The sequence below is a fragment of the Thermogemmatispora sp. genome, assembly GCF_019683755.1.
Classification (GTDB): Bacteria; Chloroflexota; Ktedonobacteria; order Ktedonobacterales; family Ktedonobacteraceae; genus Thermogemmatispora.
The window spans coordinates 1-20,991 of record NZ_JADGHT010000019.1 but is presented as its reverse complement, the minus strand read 5'-3'; the positions used below and the strand labels follow the sequence as shown (position 1 = coordinate 20,991).

Genomic DNA, 20,991 nt, shown 5'->3' with positions numbered 1-20,991 from the left:
GCTAGTTAGAGCCAGAGCAGAAGGGGCACAAGGCGATGGCACAGCAGTTTCCCCGCCTGGTGGCCGGTATTTACCTTGTCGGGCAAGTGCTGACGCGGGCCGGTTCGGCAGTCACCAGTTGCACAGCCTATAACCGCAACACCAACGACGTGGTGGGCTTACATCTGATTCCTCTGCCCCCCACTGTCCCCCCAGACCCGCAGCGACTTCAGGGTCTTTTTGCACTGCTGGAGCGACGCCGCCAGGTCCATTCGCCGGCGGTGCTGCCACTCTACACGTGGGGCCTTGATGGTCAACTGCTTTATGTGGTGACTGACCCGCCACGCGGCGTGAGCCTCCGCTATCTGATGGATCACGAGCAGATCGATCTGCAGCGTGCACTCGACATTGTGCGCCAGCTCCTCAAGGGCGTCGAGGCCCTGCAAGCCCAGGGCCTGATCGGCCTGGATTTGCGTCCTTCCCTGATTACCGTGCAGGTCATTGAGTTTCGCGACTATGTCCAGATCGATGATCTGGGCCTGCGTCTGCTTGTCAACGCCCTGGGGGTCACTCCTCAGAGTCAGCAGCCCGATGATATCAGCTTCTTTGACCCACGCTATTTAGCGCCCGAGGAGATTGCGGGGCAACCACCCGGTCCGTGGAGCGATGTTTACCACGCCGCTCTCGTGCTTTTCGAGCTAGTGACGGGGCGCGCGCCTTTCGTCGGGCGCACCATAGCGGAAACTGCCTTTCTGCAAGCGAGCGCACCGCTGCCCCACCTAGAGCTGTATCACCATAATACGCCGAACATCATCCAGGCCGTGCTGGAGCATGCCTTGGCCAAGCAGCCTCAGCAGCGTTTCGCCTCGGCCCAAGCCTTTCTGCATGCCCTCAACGAGATTCAGATTCCACCGCCACCGGAGCGCGTGCCGGCCTTTGGTGAGATCACCCTGCTGGCCTCCGCCGCTCAGCCGTTCCAGGCTTCCGCTACGCGCGAAATGACAGCAATAGACCATGACCTCACCCAGGAAAAGACCCAGCTCCAGCTTGCCGGCGGTCAAGTTTCGCCAGGACAGCCCCTAGCCAGCAGTCTCCCCCAGAGGGAGCAATCCGAGGAGGGTGTCTTAGCCTATCTTTGCTTTGAGGGAGGTGAGCGTCCCCAGCGCTTTGCAATCAGGGGACGCAATAGCGTGGTTGGGCGTGCCGACCCGCGCCGCCATCTCTATCCCGACATCGATCTAACCCCCATTGATCCGCGGATGATGGTCTCACGCCAGCACGCCCGTATCCATTTCGAGGAAACTTTCTTTTACATCGAGGATCTCAAGAGTCATAATGGAACCTGGCTGGGCGGCCTGCGGCTCAAGCCACTCAAGGCCGAGCTATTGCAGCATGGCGATCATTTGCGCTTTGGATCGCTCGAGTGTGTCTTTCGGATACCAGGCCAGCCTGATCCGCCGCGGCCCCGGTCCAGCCCGGCAGGACAGGCCCAGACGAAGCCTCCCAACTCCCAGGACGAGAAGCTCTAGCTTTCCCCTTAGTTCCTTTCTCTCCGGCCACCAGAGAGACGCTGAAGGCCAGAGCCTGAGCTAATCTTTCTTTGCTTTTTCTTTATGTCTGGCAGTTGCGAGCGATGGCGAGCAAATCAGCAAGCAGCCCCTGAGCTGTTTGGCGACGACCCGCGCCGGGGCCAATGACGGTTACAGAGGCGAGGGTATCGCTTTCAATAGTCAGGGCATTCATGACGCCATCGACGCGAGCCAAGGGGTGCTCTAGTGGCAAAGCCAGAGGTTCTACGCGGGCTTCCACTGGCAGCTCCGGCCTCTGATCAGCCTGGCGCAGCCGCAGCGAGGCCACTAATTTGATCCGGCGACCCTGCTCCTGGGCAGCGCGGATCTCCTCCTGCGTAATCCCTGAGATGCCGCGGCGCTGCACCTGCTCAGCCCGCAACGGCACACCGAAAACCAGGGCAGCCAGAATCAATGTCTTGGCCAGAGCATCGTAGCCCTCGACATCGGCAGTAGGATCGGCCTCTGCATAGCCCAGGCGCTGCGCCTCTGCCAGAGCCTCAGCATAGTCGCGTCCCTGGCTCATCGCTGTCAAGATATAGTTGGTCGTTCCATTGAGGATGCCCGAGAGCCCGAGAATCCGGGCGCCGGCCAGGCCTTCACGCAGCGTGCTCAGCACTGGTGTGCCAGCCATCACTGTTGCCTCCATCCGCAACTGCACCCCCTTGCGCGCCGCCAAGGCCAGCAGCTCGTGAGCCGCCAGCGCCACCGGCCCCTTATTGGCCGTAATCACATGCATTCCCTGCTCCAGAGCCTGGCGAATATGGCTCAAGCCCGGCTCCCCATCATGCAGGTTCGTCCCTGTCACCTCAATCAGCACATCGGCCCCCGTGGCCGCCAATCCCTCGCCAACCGTTGGCCAATGCCGCATACCAGGAGCCGTATAGGCCGTCAGAGGCTGACCGCTAGCAGCCAGTCTAAGCAGTTCCGCCTCATCCAGCCCTTCAGCGCGGGCCAAGAAGCCAGAACGAGCCGTCGCCACCGCCACCAGGCGCGCATCGAGTCCATAGGCTGCCCGCAGCCACTCCCGTTTCTCCATAAGCAACTCGGCCAACCCCTGGCCGACCGTACCAAAGCCAATCAAGGCGAGGCGCATTTCTTTGACCATCGCAGTAGCAACCCTCTCTGTCTGTCACCCATATTCTGCACAGCCAGCCAGCCAGCGCCAAACGGCTGGCAACTTGTTGTCACCGGGCTGGTCCACCGTCCCAGCCCGGCAAACTCAGCACGCGGCCAGTAAGGCGCGCCGCTTCCCTAGATCCAGGATAACTTGAAGCGAGCCAGCAAGCGCCGCACAGGACCAAGCAGCTCGATCTGCCCCTCGATCTTAAGGAGACGCGCCGCGCGCAGATAGACCATCACACCCACAGCCATCTCAATCAGCAGCTTGACCAGGGCCACCAGCACCTGAATCAGGCCACCATGCGTAATCATCGGGCGCGTCGGATCAGTCGTATTCAGCAGAAAATCCAGCAGCAGACGGACTAGCAAGACAGCCAGACCCATCACGCCGGTCGCCACCAGCACTCGACTCAAAAAAATGCCCAGCTCGCGAGTAATCAGCCCGCCGATGCGCTGATGAATAAGGCAGAGCAAGACGGTGGCCTCCAAGAGGCCCGCAATCGAGGTCGAGAGCGCTAAGGCTCCCATGCCCCAGGCAGCCCCCCACAGGCGAGCAAAGGCATTAATCAGCAACAGCCCCAGAGCGATCTTAAAGATAAACTGGCCGACACTGACAATGACCGGTGTCTTGCTATCGCGCAGGGCATAGAAAGAGCGCGTGAGAATCTCCACAGCAGCCTGACCAGCCAGGCCGATGGCAAACATTGACAAGGGAATAGCGGTAATTTGAGCACTCTCCAGGCCAAAAGCGCCATGCTGATAGAGGGTCTGGATAATGGGCAGCGCCAGCACGATCAAGCCCAGGCTGGAAGGGATCGACAAGAAGAGAATGCCGCGCAATGTTTCCATTACAATGCTGCGCGCCCGCTCGAGACGCCCACGCGCCACATACTCGGCGATTGTCGGGAAGGCCGCCGTTGAAATGGCCATTCCGAAGATACCAAGTGGCAGCAGCATCAGCGAGAAGCCGTAGTAGTAGGCGGTGATAAAGCCAAGCAGGGTCTGCTGACCAAGGGTGCCCGCAGCTACCAGGGTTCCCAAGAGCAAGATCAGGGCGCGATCGACAAAGGTCGTCGTGGACAGCATGGCCGCATTGATAATGCGCGGGATCATCTGACGCCCAATCTGCAAGACGCCCGGATGACGCCAATCAAAGGAGAGGCGAAAACGCATACCCACCCGAGGCAGGCCAGGGATCTGAATACCGACTTGCAGCAAGGCCCCCAGCACCACACCAGCACTGGCACAGTAGACAGCCACGAGCGAATTGCGATGACCGAGGAGGGCCAACACTAGCCCCGGTAGGAGACCGATAATCAGTCCGACGTTATAGAGGACCGTGCCCAAGGCGTAGAGCGTAAAATGCTGCTGTGCATTCAGGACGGCACTGACAATTACCCCACTACCGAGAATCACCGCCTGGAAGAGCATAATGCGCGTCAAGGAGATGATCAGGCTCAGCTCGCTCGGGCTAACATTGGGATTATACAGAGGGACAATCTGATTGGCAAAGATAAAGCCGATCAGAGCAAAGATCAGCATAATGGTCGTGGCCAGCGTCAAGGCCGTATTGGCAACGTGCCAGGCCGTCTTCTCATCACGATCGCTGACCATGTAGCGCGTAAAGACCGGGATGAAAGCCGAGCTAAGCGCGCCTCCGGCCACGATGTTAAAGATCGTATCGGGCAAAAGAAAGGCCTGGTAGAAAGCGCCGGAGGTCGGATCGGTTCCAAAGACGGCCGCGAACATGGAAGAGCGTAGCAGCCCCAGAACACGGCTGGCCACAAAGGCCCCCGTGAGAATAAAGGCCGCATTCCGCACCTGCACCCGCCGGATCATAGCAGTATCCTGAGCTGGCTCGGAAGCCGGCTGCATGGCGGGCGCGGAGGTCGTCGAAGCGGCAGCAGGCGCGACAGGGGCCGAGGCCGTTGACCTGGCTGCCTGCGCTCCCGGAGCTGGCAACGGGACTTGAGCCTGAGCCTGGCCCTGAGCGCCACCCGCTCCCGCAGCCCCACCAGGCTGGTTCCCCAGGCTGGACGGCGGGAGAGGCGCTAAATCGCCCATGCGTCGCTTGAAGACCTTGCGCTGAATCAGCTCGCTCAGATCCGGCTGCTGCACACGTCGCTGTTGTCGACGCAGCCGCTCCTCACGTAGTTGCTGCAAACGCGCCTGGCGCAGGGCTGGCAACGGCTGCGAGGGCTGTGGCACATTGGCGTAGAGATACTCCATCCCCTGCCCATAGCCCAGCGAGCCACCCATATCCGGCAGATGCTGCTCTTGATACGAGCGCTCTGGCTGAGCCCCTACCCTACCACCAGAAGGCACCTGGGGAGGATAGACTGGCTGCTGCGGCGGGAGCGAGGCGGGAGGCAGATTCGCGCCCGTCGTCCCTGCGGCTCCTGCTCCCAGTTGCTCCTGATCATACTGCCAGCCATAGTAAGGAGTTGACTTGTTGCTTTCTTCTGCCATCCAGGTGCTATTCCTCTTTTTCGTGGATCACATACTGTTTCTTCCTGAGAGTCCTGCCGTCGTTCTCGTGCGGCTTCTTTTAGAGAATAACAGGTTGGGCAGACAAGTCAAGCCCTTGAACTGAGCCATAGTGTCAGCTTCCCCCATTTGGGTGAAGCCCTCCCCCCTCTGCGCCCCCGGTCGCTCTCGTGGTAGAATTGTCCCCGGTGAGTCGTGCCTTTCTTGAGAGCGTACTCGTTCTGTTGCTATGATAGGACATCACCTTGAGCGAGCAAGCATCTGGTGGTGGTCGGAGGTTGGGGGGAGAAGACGCTAGTTCTCACCTCTTGCTTTTCCTTTCGTGGATCGGCAAACACCATTGTAGGTGTGCACCATTCTGAGCGATCGAGGTAGATAGATGGAAGACTTACACGCTGTCATCCTGGCAGGCGGCAGCGGAACACGGCTCTGGCCGCTGAGCACCCCTGAGTTCCCCAAGCAGTTCTTGCCTCTTCCGGGAGGCCGCAGCATGATTCAAGAGACGCTGGCGCGAGTGAGAACTCTGGTAGCGCGAGAACGGGTCTGGGTAGTCACCGGGCGGGCTTTTAGCGCGTTAGTGCGCCAGCATCTGCCGGAGGTGCTGCCCGAGCACATTTTAGAGGAGCCGGTTGGGCGCAATACGGCCCCAGCCATCACCTGGGCAGCTTCATTGCTAGCCCGTCGCTCCTCGCGGGCAGTGATGGCGGTCTTTCCCGCCGACCACGTCATCACCAAGCTGGAGCCGTTTCAGCGTGCGATCCGCCTCGGCTACCAGCTTGCCCAACGCGGTTACCTGGTGACCTGGGGTATCCGCCCTAGCGAGCCGGCGACCGGCTACGGCTATATTCGCTTTGCCGCCCCCGTGGCCGCTGGCTACGGTCACCAGGCCTTCGGGGTGGAGCAGTTCGTCGAAAAGCCTGATCTGGCTACCGCCGAACGCTATCTTCAAGATGGACACTATGTCTGGAATAGCGGCATGTTCATCTGGCAGGCTGAGACCATTCTGGCGGAGGTGCGCAAACATCTCCCGGCTCTGGCGGAGCAGGTGACGCGCATTGTGGAGGCAATGGGGACCGCAGCGGAGCGGGCACTGTTAGAGGAACTGTGGCCTTCCTTGACCTCGATTTCGATCGACTACGGCGTGCTAGAGAAAACCGATCGGCTGGTAGTGATCCCTGTCGATATCGGCTGGAGCGATGTGGGGAACTGGGAACAGTATGGAGCGCTCTACGCCGCTGACGGCAATGGCCTGCGCGGCATTGGTCATCACTTTGCCCTCGGCAGCCAGAATGTCTTTGTTTACAACACGACACAGCGGGAGATCTACACGGTCGGTCTGGAGGATGTGATCGTGGTGGCCCTTGAGGATAAGACCCTGATCTGCCATAAGAACCATGTCCAGCGCGTACGCGAGCTGGCAGAAGCTCAGCTTCTCCAACGTGCGAGCGCGGCAGTGGCCCGCAATGGCCATCAGGCGGAGCCAACGCCCGCTGCCCCCACGCTGCCCCGACCAGTCACCAGCGGTCAGAGCCAGAGCCGCCCTTTGCCTGGTCTGGACCTGGCCGCTCACGATGCTCCAGCCATCAGCACTGAAGGATTAGCACCAGGCCCCTCCAGCGAGCCAGGTAGCTCCGCCGAACCAGGTAGCTCCGCCGAAGAGAGCCAGCCGACCTCGTGAGTCCGCTGTCTCTCGTTCGGCCTCTTTCTCTCTTTGAGCCGCACTGATCGGTTAGAGGGAGAGGGTGGGGCCAGGTTCGCTTGAGCTACCCCGCCCTCTCAGTCGCGTCGCTCGCCATACTCGCGGTAGCGATAGCCACGGTAGTAACGATGGCGATGACGCCAGTGGCGGTAAGTTACAAGGTGCCAGATGGTGAGAAGAATGGCCCCCCCAATGATCGCCTGGGTCAGGGCAATCGGCTCGCCGAAGATGATAACTTCTCCACCGATGCGAAAGGGCAAGATGATGGCAATGAGAATGCCGATGAAGGCACAGAGGACCGCCCCAAGGATGCCATAGGGTAAGCGCCAGCCGATAATCGTCTCGGCAATGATCCCGAGCAGAATGGCTATGATGAAATAGATTAAATGAGCCAGGGTCACGGTGAAGAGTGGCTGGGCGGCAAGGACTGCTATGAACAACATGGTCGCCTCCTGGACGAAATTGACGCTCGTTAGCAGGCTCATGATAACGAGACCTGGCCGGGGCGTCAAGTCGCCGGCGTTTCCTCCGCTCGCACGCTCGCAGGCTAGTCTCCATCTCTGTCTCTCCTTCTTCACCGCCGCCTATGCTATAATGGGTAGCAGATGAGGCACCAGCCAGGCTCTCTGGACTGGTAGCCTAGCATTTGATCTGGCTTTGGCCTGGTCTGCATGCCTTTGTGGAGGTAGGCTTGCCTCGTCAGCTACGCCGACTAAGCTTGCTGGAAGCTCCATTTGAAGGCGGCTGGCGAAGGCTCTCGGTGCGAAAGGCGATCTCCTGCCATGCTCTCCGATCAACCCGTCTTTGGCACACACGCAATGGTCTCTTGCGCTCATTATCTGGCTACTCGGGCCGGCCTGCAGGTGCTGGAGCGCGGAGGGAACGCCATCGATGCCGCCATCGCTGCTAATGTGGCGATGACTGTGGTCTATCCGCCAACCTGCTCAGCGGGCGGCGACGTCTTTATGCTGATCTGGGAGGCGCGGAATCGGCAACTGCACGCCCTTAATGGCAGCGGGCGCGCGCCACGTGCTCTGACTCCCGAGTATTTCGCCGCGCACTCACTGCGAGAGATTCCCTCGATTGGCCCGCTCTCAATTACGGTTCCGGGCGCAGTTGATGGCTGGTTCGAGGCTCTGGAGCGCTTTGGTCGACTGCCGGTCGAGGAGGTTTTTGCTCCGGCGATCGCTTACGCTGAGGAGGGCATCCCGATCTCACCCAAATTGGCCGGCTGGCTGGAACGCGCCGCTGAGTCAGTGCTGCAGCGCTGGGAAGCGACGGCGCGGGTCTTTCTGCCCGGGGGCCGGCCTCCAGCCTGCGGTGAAATCTTGCGTCAGCCCGATCTGGCCCGCACCTATCGCCTGCTTGCCCGTGAGGGGCGCGAGGCCTTCTATCGTGGTCCCCTGGCGCGTACGCTTGTAGACTACGTGCAACGTTGCGGCGGTGTGCTGAGCCTGGAGGACCTCCGGGAGCATCATTCCGATTGGGTGACGCCTTTGTCGACTACCTACCGCGGCTACGAGGTCTGCGAGTTCCCTCCCAATTCTCAGGGCCTGACGGTCCTGGAGATGCTCAACATTTTGGAGGGCTATGATCTGAAGGCGCTCGGTTACCAGAGTCCCGAGACACTGCATCTGATGATTGAGGCCAAGAAGCTGGCCTTTGCCGATCGTGACCGCTATCTCTCTGATCCGGCCTTTGTGGAGATCCCGGTAGAGCGTCTGCTCAGCAAGGAGTATGCTGAGCAGCAACGAGCGCGCATCAATCCGCAGCGCGCGGCCTTCCACGTTGAGGCTGAACCAGAGCGCGACGGCGACACGATGTATCTGTGCGTGGTTGATGGCGAGGGAAATGCAGTCTCGCTGATCCAGAGCCTTTTCTCTAGCTGGGGCAGCGGGATCGTGGCCGGCGATAGTGGGGTGCTGCTGCATAATCGCGGCTCCTATTTCTCGCTGAACCCGCGTCATGCGAACTATCTCCAGCCCGGCAAGCGCACAATGCATACGCTGACCCCCGCGCTGGTCTTGCGCTCCGGCGAACCATTCTTGGTGCTGGGGACGATGGGAGCGGATGCGCAACCACAGATTCATGTGCAGTTGCTGACAGCGGTGATCGACTTTGGCTTGAATATTCAGCAGGCACTCAACGCGCCGCGCTGGCGCAGCGGCCTCCTGCAGCAGCAAGGCGGGCGCCGACAGTTGCTCCAGGGACAGCAGGGCGCCCACCCAAGTCTAGAACGTACAGCGAGCGAGGTGGTGGCACTGGAGCAGCGCTTCCCGAATGCGGTGGCGCTTGGTCTGGAGATGCTTGGTCACCGCGTGACAGTCTGGGGGCCGTGGGAGGATGATATGGGCCATGCTCAGGCGATCTTGATTTCGCCCGGCACTCATGTGCTCCAGGGCGCCGCCGATCCGCGCTGCGATGGCCTGGCCCTTGGTTGGTAGCCGTTCGCCAGCTCTCAAGGCTGCTGATCTGGCCCAGTCTCCGGCCCGGCGCGCAGCACGGCTCGCTCTCCGCTGGCTGAGTTCAACCTGGCGAGACCGGCGGGCCGGTTTCAATCCAGGTTGATCGGCTAGATGACTATGCCCTGTCTTCCTCAGTCCAGGGGCCTGATGTCGCGGCTGCCGCCTGCCGGTGCTCACTTATCAGCACCCCTTATCTTGAGCGAGTGGCACGGTTCAGCCTGCGCCACTGTGCCACTGCGCAGCTCCCTTTCTCCTCGCTGCTTCGGTCCGTCTCAGCTCGACTCTGCTCGCTTGTGCGCTCGCCACTACGCGTGTCTATGACTTTTCTGCTACAATGAAAACACTTTCTTCAGTCTATGGTCGCTTTTTGAGGAGGCGAGATGCTGCAAACCTGGAAGAAACGGAGCGATATTCCTAAAGAGTATACTTGGGATTTGGAAAGCGTCTTCGCGACTGATAAAGATTGGGAACGAGAGTATCAGGAGCTGCAAGAGCTGCTGCCAGGTCTGGAGGCCCTCAAGGGTACGCTGGCCCAGAGCGGTGAGGCCTTGCTGACCGTGCTGCGCCGACGGGATGAGTTTTTCGAGCGGCTGGAGACGTTGCTGGTCTACGCCTCGATGCGTAAAGATGAGGATACCAGCAATAGCCATTATCAGGGAATGTATGATCGCGCCCTGCAGCTCTACGTACGGGCCTCGACAGTGACCTCCTTTATCGAGCCTGAGATTTTGGCCGTGCCCCAGGAGGAACTAGAGCGCTATCTGCGTGAGACCCCGGGGCTGGCGCTCTATGAGCATCAATTGCACGACCTCACTCGCCAGCGTCCGCATATCCGCTCCGCCGAGGTGGAGGCAGTGCTGGCAGCCGCCGGCGAGATGGCAGAGACGCCCGATACCATCTTTACGATGATCGATAACGCCGATCTCCATCTGCCTACCATTCGCAATGAGCAGGGCGAGGAAGTGGAGCTGACGAAGGGGAACTACCTGGTTTTTATCCGCAGCTCCGATCGGCGTGTGCGCAAGGAGGCTTTTGAGGCCCTGCACGGGACCTTTCTTAAGCAGCGCAATACGATCGCTGCAACCCTGGCCGGACATATTAAAACGGATATGTTTTACACTCGGCAGCGAGGCTATCGCTCGGGCCGTGAGCGCGCTTTAGCTCGCTACAATATCCCTGAGAGCGTCTACGATATGCTCATCGAGACGGTCAATGAGGAGTTGCCGCTGCTCCACCGCTATCTGCGCCTGCGCAAGCGTATGCTCCAGCTCGATGAGCTGCATATGTATGATCTCTACGTGCCGATCGTCAAGGAGACGCTCCAGGAAATCTCCTATGAGCAGGCACGCGATACCATCATCGCCGCGCTCGCCCCTTTGGGAGATGAGTACGTCAGTGTGCTTAAGCAGGCGTTCAGTGAACGCTGGATCGATGTCTTTGAGACGCCCGGCAAGCGCGGGGGGGCCTACAGCGGCGGCGCTTATCGAACCCGTCCTTTCATCCTGCTCAATTTTCAGGGGAACCGTGACAGCATGTATACCCTGGCTCACGAGCTAGGGCATTCGCTGCATTCCTACTATACGCGCCGCCATCAGCCGTTTGTCTATGGGGACTACACGATCTTTGTGGCCGAGGTGGCCTCGACTTTAAATGAGACACTGCTGACAGAGTACTTGCTGAAGACTACGGAGAGCCGTGAGGAACGCTTGGCGATTCTGAATCATTCGCTGGAGGATTTCCGCGGGACACTTTTCCGTCAAACGATGTTCGCTGAGTTTGAGCATCAGATTCATCAGTTGGCTGAGCAGGGCGAGCCGCTGACAGCAGATACGCTGAGCCGCCTCTACCACCGCCTTAATGAGAAGTACTATGGAGCCGAGGTAGTCATCGATGATTTGATCGATATTGAGTGGGCCCGCATTCCCCATTTCTACTACAATTTCTACGTCTATCAGTACGCCACAGGCATTTCGGCGGCCTGCGCGCTGGCTCAGCAGATTCTGGAGCAGGGTGCGCCAGCAGTTGAGCGTTACCTGCAGTTCCTGCGCTCCGGCTCCTCGGACTATAGCATTGAGTTGCTGCGACGGGCTGGGGTTGATATGACAACACCGGCGCCGGTGCGCCAGGCCTTGCGCCTGTTCGAGACGCACTTGACGCAAATGGAGGAGCTGATCGGTCAGGGGTAGTCAGGCCAGGGCCAGCACGAGCTAGCCCAAGATGCTCCGAGACGTTCAGGACGCTGTCTCGGTCGAGCGAGGGAAGGTGAGCAAGCAGCGCGCCGCCGCGCTGGGCCTGGGCCGCACCAGGCTGCCAGCGCGCGGGGCCACCCGGCGAGACGCTGGGCCGCTCGCTCTCTTCTCCAGCCACTGTTAGCTGTGGGCGGCCATGAAATCGCGCATGGCCTCCAGGACCTGCTGCGGCTTCTCAATGTGTGGGGAGTGCCCGCAGTCATTGAGCAGGAGTTCGTGATAGACTCCTCCTCGCTGACGATAGCGCTCCAGGATGTGTCGAATCTGGGCCTTCATTGGCTGCGGGGGGTACTGGTCAGGCCCCGGCCAGCCAGGCACAATGCCAAGCTGCCCAAGATAGCCGAGATCAAAGAGGGAGGCATCAGAGACAATGCGGTCGTCAGCACCGTGAATCCAGAGAATGGGTGGCTTGGGGCTGAGGTCGGTCAAGGCCTCTTGCTTAAGATAGGCAGGGGAAAGGGCGTTATTGACTCCTTGGCGACCCGGTGCGACGTAGGGCCAGTTTGGCGATGGCACAGAGTCGCCCGGGTAGTTACCTGAGCCGGTGCGCGTGGAGAGAATGGCGCTCACATAGATCTCTTCGCGCTCGGGAGTAACCCGAAAGGGCGGCTTAAAGTAAAAGTTGTTCATGACGGCCCGCGGTGAGCCTTGCTCGGCACTACGATCACCAGCAGCCAGACGCTGCACAAAATCAGCGTTGGCGGTCCCGCCACCGCTGCCGGCAAAATCTGGCCAGACGGGGCGACCGGCGACGTCGCGTGTCCCCCCGAAGCCAAAAGGAGAGCCGGTCGCTTCGAGTATGAGGCTGTGTAGCCGGCCCGGATAGTCAATCGCATATTGCATAGCTACATTGCCCCCAAGCGACCAGCCAAGAAGATGGAAGTCGCTCAGTCCTAGGGCCTCCGCGAAACTGGCCAGGTCATCTGAGAGATCGCGGACGCCACGGGTGGCGTCGATAGGGAGCGCCTGGCTGTCGCCGTAGCCGCGCATGTCGGGCGCATAGACGTGATAGCCCAGGGCCGCCAGGGCAAGCATCAGGTCCTGGAAAAAGAGTGACGAGGAGCAGTTACCGTGGATCAGGATGAGCGTCGACTCTCCGCTTCCCGCTTCGAGATAGGCCGTCTCCAAGCGGGCTGTGCGGCAGCGCCTCTGGCTGATGCCGGGCAAAAGGACTGAGGTGGGCATCGCTTTGCTGGGCCTCCTTTACTACCAAATATGAAAGGTGAATCACCTATCAGTAAGCTTACCCCAGCCTGCGCCCAAAATCAAGCGAGAGGCCGTGGCGGAGGTGAAGGGGCAGCTTTGTTTGCTGATGGAAAGGGGGGCCTCTTCCTTGCTTGCTTGCTCGCTCGCTCTCTCAGGTTTGCTTGCTTGTCAGGTTGCTAGAACCGCCTTCCGGTCCCCCTTCCTTCTGGCTGGCGTGTCTCTCTATGGGGAGATGTGCTATACTTAAGTGCGAGCGATGGGCTTCGCGCTTGCGCTTATGTGCTATGGTATTTGGTAGGGGGAGTTTCTTCTATCTTATCCCGGTCTTCAGGAAGCAAGCTTCGCTCACTGACGAGTCAGCGGTATCTTCTATTAGCCCCTGCTCGCCGGTGAGTGCCATTTGAAGCGAGGAACAGGAGCTGTATGGACAGGTCTCCTCAGACTGTCGGTTCAATTGCCGACGAGATTCATGCGACCTTGCTCGATGTTGAGGGCGAGGACGGGGAAGAGCACATTCATACCCCCGGGCCAAGCTATTGGCCGCTGTTGTTGGCTGTGGCGGTGGCCGCGGTCTTTTGTGTGCTGCTCTTGTTGAACAGCGCCCCTCTGCTCTCGCTTGGGCTAGCGCTGGTGGCGGGCATCTTCGTGATTGCATTCATGGTCGGTTGGGGACTGGAGGACCCCTTCAGGTCTCTGCCGCCGCTGTATGTGCCTGCGCCCGCCGAGGCGCGCGATCGCTCGCCTTTCAAGCTGGGTATGGACGTGGTTGATGCGCGTGGGAGCTGGCTGGGAACGATTCAGGCTCGTTTCCCGACCTATCTGCTGGTTGAGCGTGGGCGTTTCTTCCCCAAGGTCTATTATGTACCACGTCGGGCGGTGAAAGCTCTCTCCGACGAAGGCCTGGTTCAGTTGAATCTGAGCGAAGCGGATCTGCAGCGCATGGGTTACACTCGGGTGCCTGATGATCTTTACATCGAGCCACCCGAGCCGGATGTACCGCGGGTGCGTGGTATTCCCCAGTTCGGCAAGCTGCCCCTCTCGCCAGCCCAGACCGGCCACTATCTCTACGGCGCTCGCTGGCCCGGTATCAATACGGACGCTAAGAACTCGTACCATCTGGACGAGATCCAGCCTGACCCCAGCGAGTACGTAGCCGAGGGCTATCCTGTGTTGAATCAGGCCCCGGCGGCTGCCCAGCGATAGCTAGCCGCTCGTCGCCAGTTACCGCAAGCTATCCGATCTCCCTCGATTACGATCATCCGCATATGCGGCACCTAGCCCGGGCGGCCAGGGCGGTCGCCCGGGCTGATTTCATTCCTCGATCTGAGCGCCGTTCCGTTATGCCTCTCTCTGCAACCGCGCCAGGTCTCTGGCTATGCCGTTCCCTTCTGGTCGCCTGGCTTTGCCGCCGGGCGCTGGTGGGCAGCGTAGTAGGCACAGAGGTCGCGCAGAAAGCACTGTTCGCAGCGCGGTCGCTGAAAGAAGCAGCAGCGCTGACCATGCCAGACGAGGCCCTTGTGAAAGTTGTAGATGGTGCGGGCATCGGCTGGCAGCAGCGCCTGGAGTATGGGCTGGGCTTGTTCGGGGGTCAGCCGAGCAGGAATGAGGCCTAGGCGTATCGAGATCCGATGGACATGCGTGTCGACGGGCAGCACAGGCTGACGACAGCTAAAAAGCAAGACACAAGCGGCGGTCTTGGGACCGACGCCCTCGAAGCGACTGAGCCAGGTCAAGCTTTCTTCAACAGGTAAGCCGCAGAGAAAATCAAGGTTGAGGGCGCCGCGTTCAGCCGTGATCTGGCGGAGGATGGCTTGCAGGCGCGGCGCCTTGACCTCTGGCCAGTTGACAAGAGCGATAGCCTTCTCTACGGCGGCTGTTGGGGCATCACGGACCGCCTCCCAACTGCCAAAGTGCTGGCGTAGGCTGGCGTAGGCCGCGGCGGTCTGCTCGTCACGCGTGCGATGTGAGAGCAGCACGTCAACGAGCTGGCTGAGCGGGTCTTTGCGCGACCATTCCGGCTCACCATAGTGGGCAACCAGCCGCCGCGTAATCTCTTGAACTCGCAGGCGCCGCGCAGCGCCCTCTTGCTCGGCCCGTTGCCCTGGACTCTCGCCCTCTGCCTCTCCCTCAAAGAGGGTCTGGGCGTAGCGTGCTGGCCATTGAGGCCGATGCTGCTTTTGCCTCACAGACCTTTTTCCTTTCCTATCTTAGCCACCTGGTTCTCGCCGAGAGCCGCAGGAGTCACGGCGGAAAGCATGGCTATAGGAGAGAGGAAGCCTGCTCACCAGGTCACTGACCAGCAGACTCGCCCGAGGCCAGCGCTTCCTCTCGGCTTGCTTCCTCATGGGCCTGGCTCTCCAGCCAGCGCTCCAGGTCGATTGCCGCTCGACAGCCATCGCCGGCGGCGGTCACGGCCTGACGATAGCGGCGGTCAGTGACATCACCGGCAGCGAAGACGCCAGGAATATTGGTCATGGTATGCTCAACGGGGATAATGTAGCCCGCCTCATCCATGTGCAGCAGACCGCGGAAGAGGCTCGTATTGGGCTGGTGACCAATGGCCAGGAACAGCCCTTCGACGGCTAGTGTCTGCTCCTCGCCCGTTTTAACATTGCGCAGGCGCAGACCGGTGACTGACTCCTCTCCCAGGACTTCGATGACTTCGCTATTCCAGATAAAGCTGATCTTGGGGTTCTTGAAGGCACGCTCTTGCATGATCTTGCTGGCGCGCAGTGTGTCGCGGCGATGGATCACGGTCACGTGGCTGGCGTAGCGGGTTAGAAAGAGAGCCTCCTCCATCGCTGTGTCGCCTCCCCCAACCACGGCCACCTTTTTGCCTTTAAAGAAGAAGCCATCACAGGTGGCACAGGCGCTGACGCCGCGCCCTTGCAGGCGCTGCTCACTCGGCAGCCCCAACCATTTGGCGCTGGCGCCGGTGGCAATGATCACGGCGCGGGCCAGGTAGCTGCCTGAGTCGCTAGTAATCACAAAGGGACGACGACTGAAATCGACGGCGGTGACGTCCTCGGGGAGCATCTCGGCCCCAAAGCGCCGCGCCTGCCGCTCGAGCTTCTCCATCAGATCCGGCCCAAGAATGCCTTCTTCAAAGCCGGGGAAGTTTTCAACCTCACTGGTCAGCATCAATTGCCCGCCAACCTGATAGCCTTGAAAAACCAGCACTGAGAGGTTGGCCCGGGCGGCGTAGATGGCTGCTGTATAGCCTGCCGGCCCTGAGCCGATGATAATTGCGTCGTAGAGCTTCGCCATAGACGGTATGCACTCCGCTTCTTGCAAACTGATTCCCCTGACCCTAGGTAGTAGGGACGCAACAAGTTCAATTGTGAAAACACGAGAAGGGGGACCTTTTATGCCCCCGCTCCCTCTCTCTGAGCTTGCCCCTGGCCCGCTTCAGGTGAGGTTCCAGGGGCGCTCGAGTGGAGGCGCCAGTCGCTCAGCGCCCGCTTTCCCCTGGGCCCGGTTGAGGGCCGCGTCGATGTTGGTGCAGGCCGTGATGAGCGAAAGATGGGTGAAAGCCTGGGGGAAATTGCCCAGGGCCTCGCCACATAGCCCCACTTCTTCGGCGTAGAGACCGACATGGTTGCTATAGGTGAGCATCTTCTCCAGCAGGAGACGGGCCTCATCGAGACGTCCACAGCGGGCCAGGACTTCGGCCAGCCAGAAGCTGCAAGGGCTAAAGGTCCCTTCCTGGCTTCCCAGGCCATCATCAGCAGCTCGCTGAGGATCATAGCGATGCACCAGCGAATCGCTGGCCAGCTCACGCTGAATGCGCTCGATCGTCTTGAGCATGCGCGGTTCGTTCGGCCCAGTAAACTTGACGATGGCCATCAGCAGAGCGCTGGCATCGATGGCATCGCTGCCATAATATTGGATAAAGCTCTGCTTCCGTTCGCTCCAGCCTTTATGCATAATCTGTTCATAGATGCGAGCACTGGTCTCCATCCACTCTACCATCGGAGCCGGCCAGCCGCGGTGACGAGCCAGGCGCAGAGCGCGATCAAAGGCGACCCAGCTCATAACGCGCGAATGGACAAAGTGCTTGGGACCGCCGCGCACCTCCCAGATGCCTTCGTCAGGGTCGTCCCAATGGTGTTGCAGCCATTCCAGTAGACGGCGCAGGTTCTCCCAAAGATCGTAGGAGATCGTGCTATAGCGGTTGAAAATGTAGATGGCGTCCATTAGCTCGCCATAGATATCGAGTTGTTGCTGTTTGTAGGCAGCGTTGCCGATGCGTACGGGACGGCTCTGACGATAGCCTTCGAGATGATCAAGCGTGTACTCGACTAGCTCATGCTCTCCATCGACGCCATACATTGGCTGGAGCGAGCCATTCTCCTTCAGTTCATGGCAGCGAGCGTCAAGCCACTGCATAAAGGCCTCGGCCTCTTGAGTGAAGCCGAGTGTGAGAAGGCTGTAGAGCGTGAAAGCGGCATCACGGAGCCAGGTATAGCGGTAGTCCCAGTTGCGAGGACCCCCGACCGTCTCAGGCAGACTGGTTGTTGGAGCAGCGACAATGGCTCCTGTGGGGGCATAGGTTAGCAGCTTGAGCACAAGGGCCGAACGCTGGACCATCTCGCGCCAGCGACCCTGATATTGACACTGGGAGAGCCAGCGTCTCCAAAAGTTGAGCGTCCGCTGAAAGGCGTCATGGTAGCGGCGCTCTGAGACATGCTGTGGACCAAGGTCGCCGCGCCTGGCGCTTTCGAGGAGAAAGTAGGCCGACTGGCCCGCCTCCAGGATGAATTCAGAGCGCACGCCGCCCTGTCCGTCTTCGCTGAGCGGCACCGTGCTGGCCAGGCCCAGTGAGAGGCCATCGCTGTGAAAGATAGCTCCCTCTGGCGATAGATGAACGATGTGTCCGTCGCGAGCATAGTTGAAGGCCGGGCGACAGACCAGCTCGAATTTGAGTGAGCCACGTACAACGGTCACAGCCCGATAGAGATGATGCTGATGCTCGGCGCTACCAGGCAGCTTCACCGGCATGAAGTCAGTGATCTCGCCTACGCCATCGACGGTGAGGAAGCGCGTCAGTAGAATGTTCGTTTCAGGAATATAGAGCTGCTTCTGCCCCATCGGAATATGATCGTGAGCAGGCGGTGCTATACGAAAGAAACCACCTTTACGCGCATCAAGCAAGGCTCCGAAAACGCTTGGAGAATCGAAGCGGGGAATACAGCACCAGTCGATAGAGCCATTTTTACCGACCAGAGCCACGGTATGCAGATCGCCAATGACCGCATAGTCTTCGATCGGCAGATAGGTCGCTGGGCGCTCGTCCGCCGCTCTCACCTGCTCCAGGCGACTTTGTGGCTGAGCGGGCGGTGCTGTCTCTCCTTCGCCATGCGGCTTTGCCTGTTCCATGCCAGAATCCTTTCGCGCCATCATTGCTTTCGAGTGACAGGGTATGGTATACAGAGAAAGCTATGTATTAGAAGTAGCAAGACCTGGGTGAGCATGACTGGATGCGCCCAACTGAGTCAGGCAGGCGGCCAGAGCAGCTACAACATGGTCAAGAGCCGTCTCGCCATCGACCCGTCGCGCTCGCTTCCCTGTTGCTAGCTGCTGGTATGCATTGTATCACAGCAGCCAGGACGGATCAGCCCGCGCGTAGTCTGGTCCAGCGCCTCTGGCCATTGTTCCCAGCCTACAAGGGCTTCCGAGACTGGCTATTCTCGTTCCCAGCCTGAAGGGGAGAGGAGAGGCAAAAACTATGGCTCGATAGCGGCAGGCGTGCCCGTTTCCTTGTGTAGAAGGCCTGCACGAGTACGAGAGAGCGCCGTAGCCCAGTGCGGCAGAAGCCAGACCCTCACCAGCGGTTAGGCCCGGTCGGCTGTTTTTTCATCTCTCTTCGAAGGGGGCAGGCAGCAACATGCTAGCAGAGAGACAGACAAGTAGGCCCCTTCCGCAGAGAGGTAGTAGATAGCTCCCTCCCGACCAGGCTCGGGCCGAAGAGAGGGCGAATAGCATGGAAGGAAGGAGAAGAGGAGCATGGCAGACCTGGCGTCCGTACCTGATTTTGAGATGGTGGCTAGCTGTATCGTCGAGCGCTTCGAGCACATGCGCCCCCTGATGAGTCAGTGGGCGGATCTGGCGCGCCTGGCAGTGCAGGGGCTGCCCCATGATCGGGCGCGCCTGGCCGAGCTGGAGCGCCGCCTCAATCAGTTACGCGCGGAACTGCGAACGTTTGTGCTGGTGGCCTCCGAGCACTTTTCCGATGGGCAATTGACAGCTCTGCGTAAACGGGCCCGCATGAGCAAATCGGCCTGGCGCTCGCTGAAGAAGGTCCGCCCGATTACAACGCGCTCTGGCTTCACACTCATCAGCTTTTAAGTGGCGCGAGACGTTCGTTAGCCTCTGAGTCTGGGGATGGGACCGTCCGACCTTCCTGGTCAGCTCTTTGGCTCATCCCTGGCCTCATAGATCAGATACGGCGCCCGACGCTGACATGCTATACTGAACTGACGAAACGAGGGAAGGAGCAAGGGGAAGCACCAGAGGCTCAGTCTGGCCCGCGGTCCTCATGACGCAGCGTCCGCCAGGTCAGGCTGCCAGCGGCTCCGGATGGCTTCCACCATGAAAAGAGGAAAGGGGTCTTGGTTCGTATGGCAACTGCAGCGTCGGTGCGCGTGCTGGCGATCGATATCGGTACAGGTACCCAGGATATCCTGCTCTTTGAGAGCGGCAGGACAATGGAGAACAATGTTAAGCTGGTCATGCCTTCGCCAACGGTGATTGTAGCCGAGCGCATCCGCCGGGCGACGGCAGAGGGCCGGCCTCTGCTGCTCACCGGGGTGACGATGGGCGGTGGGCCTTCGCACTGGGCGGCGCGCGATCATGCCCTGGCTGGCTATCCGGTGGCAGTGACCCCCGAGGCGGCGCGGACCTTCGATGATGATTTGAGTGCAGTGGCCCAAATGGGTTTTGAGATCATCAGCGAGGAGGAGGCCGCGCAGCGGACGCAGCTCCCGGAGGTGGTCCATATTGAGCTGCAGGACCTGGACGCGCAGGCCATTGTGAGGGCTTTGCGCTCCTTCGATCTTGATCCGCGGGTCGATGCCCTGGCCATCGCCGCCTTTGATCACGGCGCGGCCCCGCCGGGCTATAGCGATCGGCGCTTCCGTTTCGAATTTCTGGAGCGCATGATTCGCCGCTCTCCCACTCCGGCCACCTTTGCTTATCTGGCGGAGGAGATTCCACCAGCGCTGACCCGCCTGCAGGCGATTAAAGCCAGCGTTGCACGCTATGTAGCCTACAGCGGTTCTACACCGGATCTCCCCGTGTTGCTGATGGATACGGGGGCAGCGGCGGCCCTGGGCGCCTTGGAGGACCCCCTGGTACGTCGACAGAGACGCAGCCTGCTCTGCAACATCGGCAATTTCCATACGCTGGCCTTTCACCTGGTTGAGGGGCGCATCGTGGGGCTTTTCGAACACCACACCGGCGAGATCAATCGGACCCGTCTGGAGGAGCTGCTCCAGAAGCTGGCAGCCGGAACGCTGACGAACGATGAGGTCTTTTACGATAGCGGTCACGGGGCTCTCGTGCTGGAGCCGGCGCCGTCAGGCTCCTCGCCTGCTTCCTCGGCGGAGCTACCGTTTCTGGCGGTCACTGGCCCTCGCCGCGAGCTGCTGCGCGGCTCCACACTGCCCCACTACGAGGCCGTCCCGCATGGCGATATGATGCTGGCGGGCTGCTTTGGCCTACTGCGCGCCCTGGCTGAGCGAGTGCCCGAACTGGGCCAGGCGATCCGGCCCGCCCTCCTGAACGAGGCGAACGAGGCAGCCTGACCAGGGGAAGCGGAGCAGGGAGCAGCGCTGAGCAAAGCAAGAGAGATCAAGAGCGAGGAGAGAGACCACACGCCCAAAGAGAAGAGAGGAAAAAGAGAAGAGGGAGGAGGAGAAGGGGGGAACAACAGACTTGATCAGGGGGTCACAGAGGTGTCTGTAGCCTCAGAACTGATGGCGCAAGCAGAGGCTTCAGCCTGTGGCTCAGAGACGGAGGCAGGCAAGGGGATCGGTCCCTGGTTGCGCTGTCGACGGCGCCCCCGGCGACGGGAAGATGACTGGCCAGGCTTGGATTCGGAGCGTTGATCGAGAATGCGGGCCACCTTTTCGCGGATCAGGGTAATCTGGGAGTAGACGGCCTGACGAGATTGCTGGAGTTTGCGGGCGATAGCGGAGGGGCGCTCACTATTGGCC

The 20,991-nt window shown here is 60.3% G+C and carries 15 protein-coding genes; 7 read left to right on the top strand and 8 right to left on the bottom strand.

Annotated elements, in window-relative coordinates:
* Window positions 1–35: 35 nt before the first annotated feature.
* Window positions 36–1,508: an FHA domain-containing protein gene (locus IRZ24_RS02940; protein ID WP_297160372.1), complete on the top strand. Its 1,473-nt coding sequence runs from the start codon at window positions 36–38 to the stop codon at window positions 1,506–1,508.
* 82 nt (window positions 1,509–1,590) lie between these two features.
* Here IRZ24_RS02940 and IRZ24_RS02935 read toward each other — a convergent pair whose 3' ends face one another.
* Both IRZ24_RS02935 and murJ read right to left on the bottom strand, forming a co-directional pair.
* Window positions 1,591–2,655, bottom strand: coding sequence for a homoserine dehydrogenase (locus IRZ24_RS02935; protein ID WP_297160370.1), 1,065 nt, complete (start codon window positions 2,653–2,655; stop codon window positions 1,591–1,593).
* A 146-nt stretch (window positions 2,656–2,801) separates the two neighbouring features.
* Window positions 2,802–5,138: a murein biosynthesis integral membrane protein MurJ gene (murJ, locus tag IRZ24_RS02930; RefSeq protein ID WP_297160368.1), complete on the bottom strand. Its 2,337-nt coding sequence runs from the start codon at window positions 5,136–5,138 to the stop codon at window positions 2,802–2,804.
* A gap of 397 nt (window positions 5,139–5,535) precedes the next feature.
* Between murJ and IRZ24_RS02925 the strand changes: the two genes are divergently transcribed.
* Complete coding sequence (locus tag IRZ24_RS02925; RefSeq protein ID WP_297160367.1) at window positions 5,536–6,834, top strand: sugar phosphate nucleotidyltransferase; 1,299 nt, start codon at window positions 5,536–5,538, stop codon at window positions 6,832–6,834.
* Window positions 6,835–6,932: 98 nt separating this feature from the next.
* Here IRZ24_RS02925 and IRZ24_RS02920 read toward each other — a convergent pair whose 3' ends face one another.
* Window positions 6,933–7,367 carry a hypothetical protein gene (locus tag IRZ24_RS02920; RefSeq protein WP_297160365.1) on the bottom strand — a complete coding sequence of 145 codons (435 nt, stop codon included), beginning with the start codon at window positions 7,365–7,367 and terminating at the stop codon, window positions 6,933–6,935.
* 270 nt (window positions 7,368–7,637) lie between these two features.
* Here IRZ24_RS02920 and ggt point away from each other — a divergent pair, with 270 nt between their 5' ends.
* Entirely contained in the window at window positions 7,638–9,299 is a 1,662-nt protein-coding gene (ggt, locus tag IRZ24_RS02915) for a gamma-glutamyltransferase (RefSeq protein WP_297160364.1), read from the top strand.
* Between the two features lie 401 nt (window positions 9,300–9,700).
* On the top strand, window positions 9,701–11,506 hold the full coding sequence (pepF, locus tag IRZ24_RS02910; RefSeq protein ID WP_297160362.1) for an oligoendopeptidase F: 1,806 nt from the start codon (window positions 9,701–9,703) through the stop codon (window positions 11,504–11,506).
* Window positions 11,507–11,689: 183 nt separating this feature from the next.
* Here pepF and IRZ24_RS02905 read toward each other — a convergent pair whose 3' ends face one another.
* Window positions 11,690–12,754: an alpha/beta hydrolase gene (locus tag IRZ24_RS02905; protein ID WP_297160360.1), complete on the bottom strand. Its 1,065-nt coding sequence runs from the start codon at window positions 12,752–12,754 to the stop codon at window positions 11,690–11,692.
* A gap of 444 nt (window positions 12,755–13,198) precedes the next feature.
* On the opposite strand from IRZ24_RS02905, the gene IRZ24_RS02900 reads away from it, so the two are divergent.
* Window positions 13,199–13,978, top strand: coding sequence for a hypothetical protein (locus IRZ24_RS02900; protein WP_297160358.1), 780 nt, complete (start codon window positions 13,199–13,201; stop codon window positions 13,976–13,978).
* Between the two features lie 170 nt (window positions 13,979–14,148).
* Here the strand turns inward: IRZ24_RS02900 and nth are convergent, their stop codons facing one another.
* From nth to IRZ24_RS02885, 3 genes are all read right to left on the bottom strand, one after another.
* A complete protein-coding gene (nth, locus tag IRZ24_RS02895) occupies window positions 14,149–14,961 on the bottom strand; it encodes an endonuclease III (protein ID WP_297160356.1) in 813 nt (270 codons plus the stop codon).
* Between the two features lie 103 nt (window positions 14,962–15,064).
* Entirely contained in the window at window positions 15,065–16,042 is a 978-nt protein-coding gene (trxB, locus tag IRZ24_RS02890) for a thioredoxin-disulfide reductase (protein ID WP_297160355.1), read from the bottom strand.
* Between the two features lie 141 nt (window positions 16,043–16,183).
* The gene (locus IRZ24_RS02885) at window positions 16,184–18,154 is read right to left on the bottom strand and encodes a glycoside hydrolase family 15 protein (protein ID WP_297160354.1); all 1,971 of its coding nucleotides are present in this window, start codon (window positions 18,152–18,154) and stop codon (window positions 16,184–16,186) included.
* Window positions 18,155–18,781: 627 nt separating this feature from the next.
* Here IRZ24_RS02885 and IRZ24_RS02880 point away from each other — a divergent pair.
* Together IRZ24_RS02880 and IRZ24_RS02875 are read left to right on the top strand one after the other, a co-directional pair.
* Window positions 18,782–19,123 (top strand): hypothetical protein, encoded by a 342-nt coding sequence (locus IRZ24_RS02880; protein ID WP_297160352.1) that lies wholly within the window; start codon window positions 18,782–18,784, stop codon window positions 19,121–19,123.
* 272 nt (window positions 19,124–19,395) lie between these two features.
* Window positions 19,396–20,580, top strand: coding sequence for a DUF1786 family protein (locus IRZ24_RS02875; RefSeq protein WP_297160350.1), 1,185 nt, complete (start codon window positions 19,396–19,398; stop codon window positions 20,578–20,580).
* A 134-nt stretch (window positions 20,581–20,714) separates the two neighbouring features.
* Here the strand turns inward: IRZ24_RS02875 and IRZ24_RS02870 are convergent.
* Window positions 20,715–20,991: hypothetical protein (locus tag IRZ24_RS02870; RefSeq protein ID WP_297160349.1), on the bottom strand; the 277-nt coding region annotated here is incomplete at its 5' end.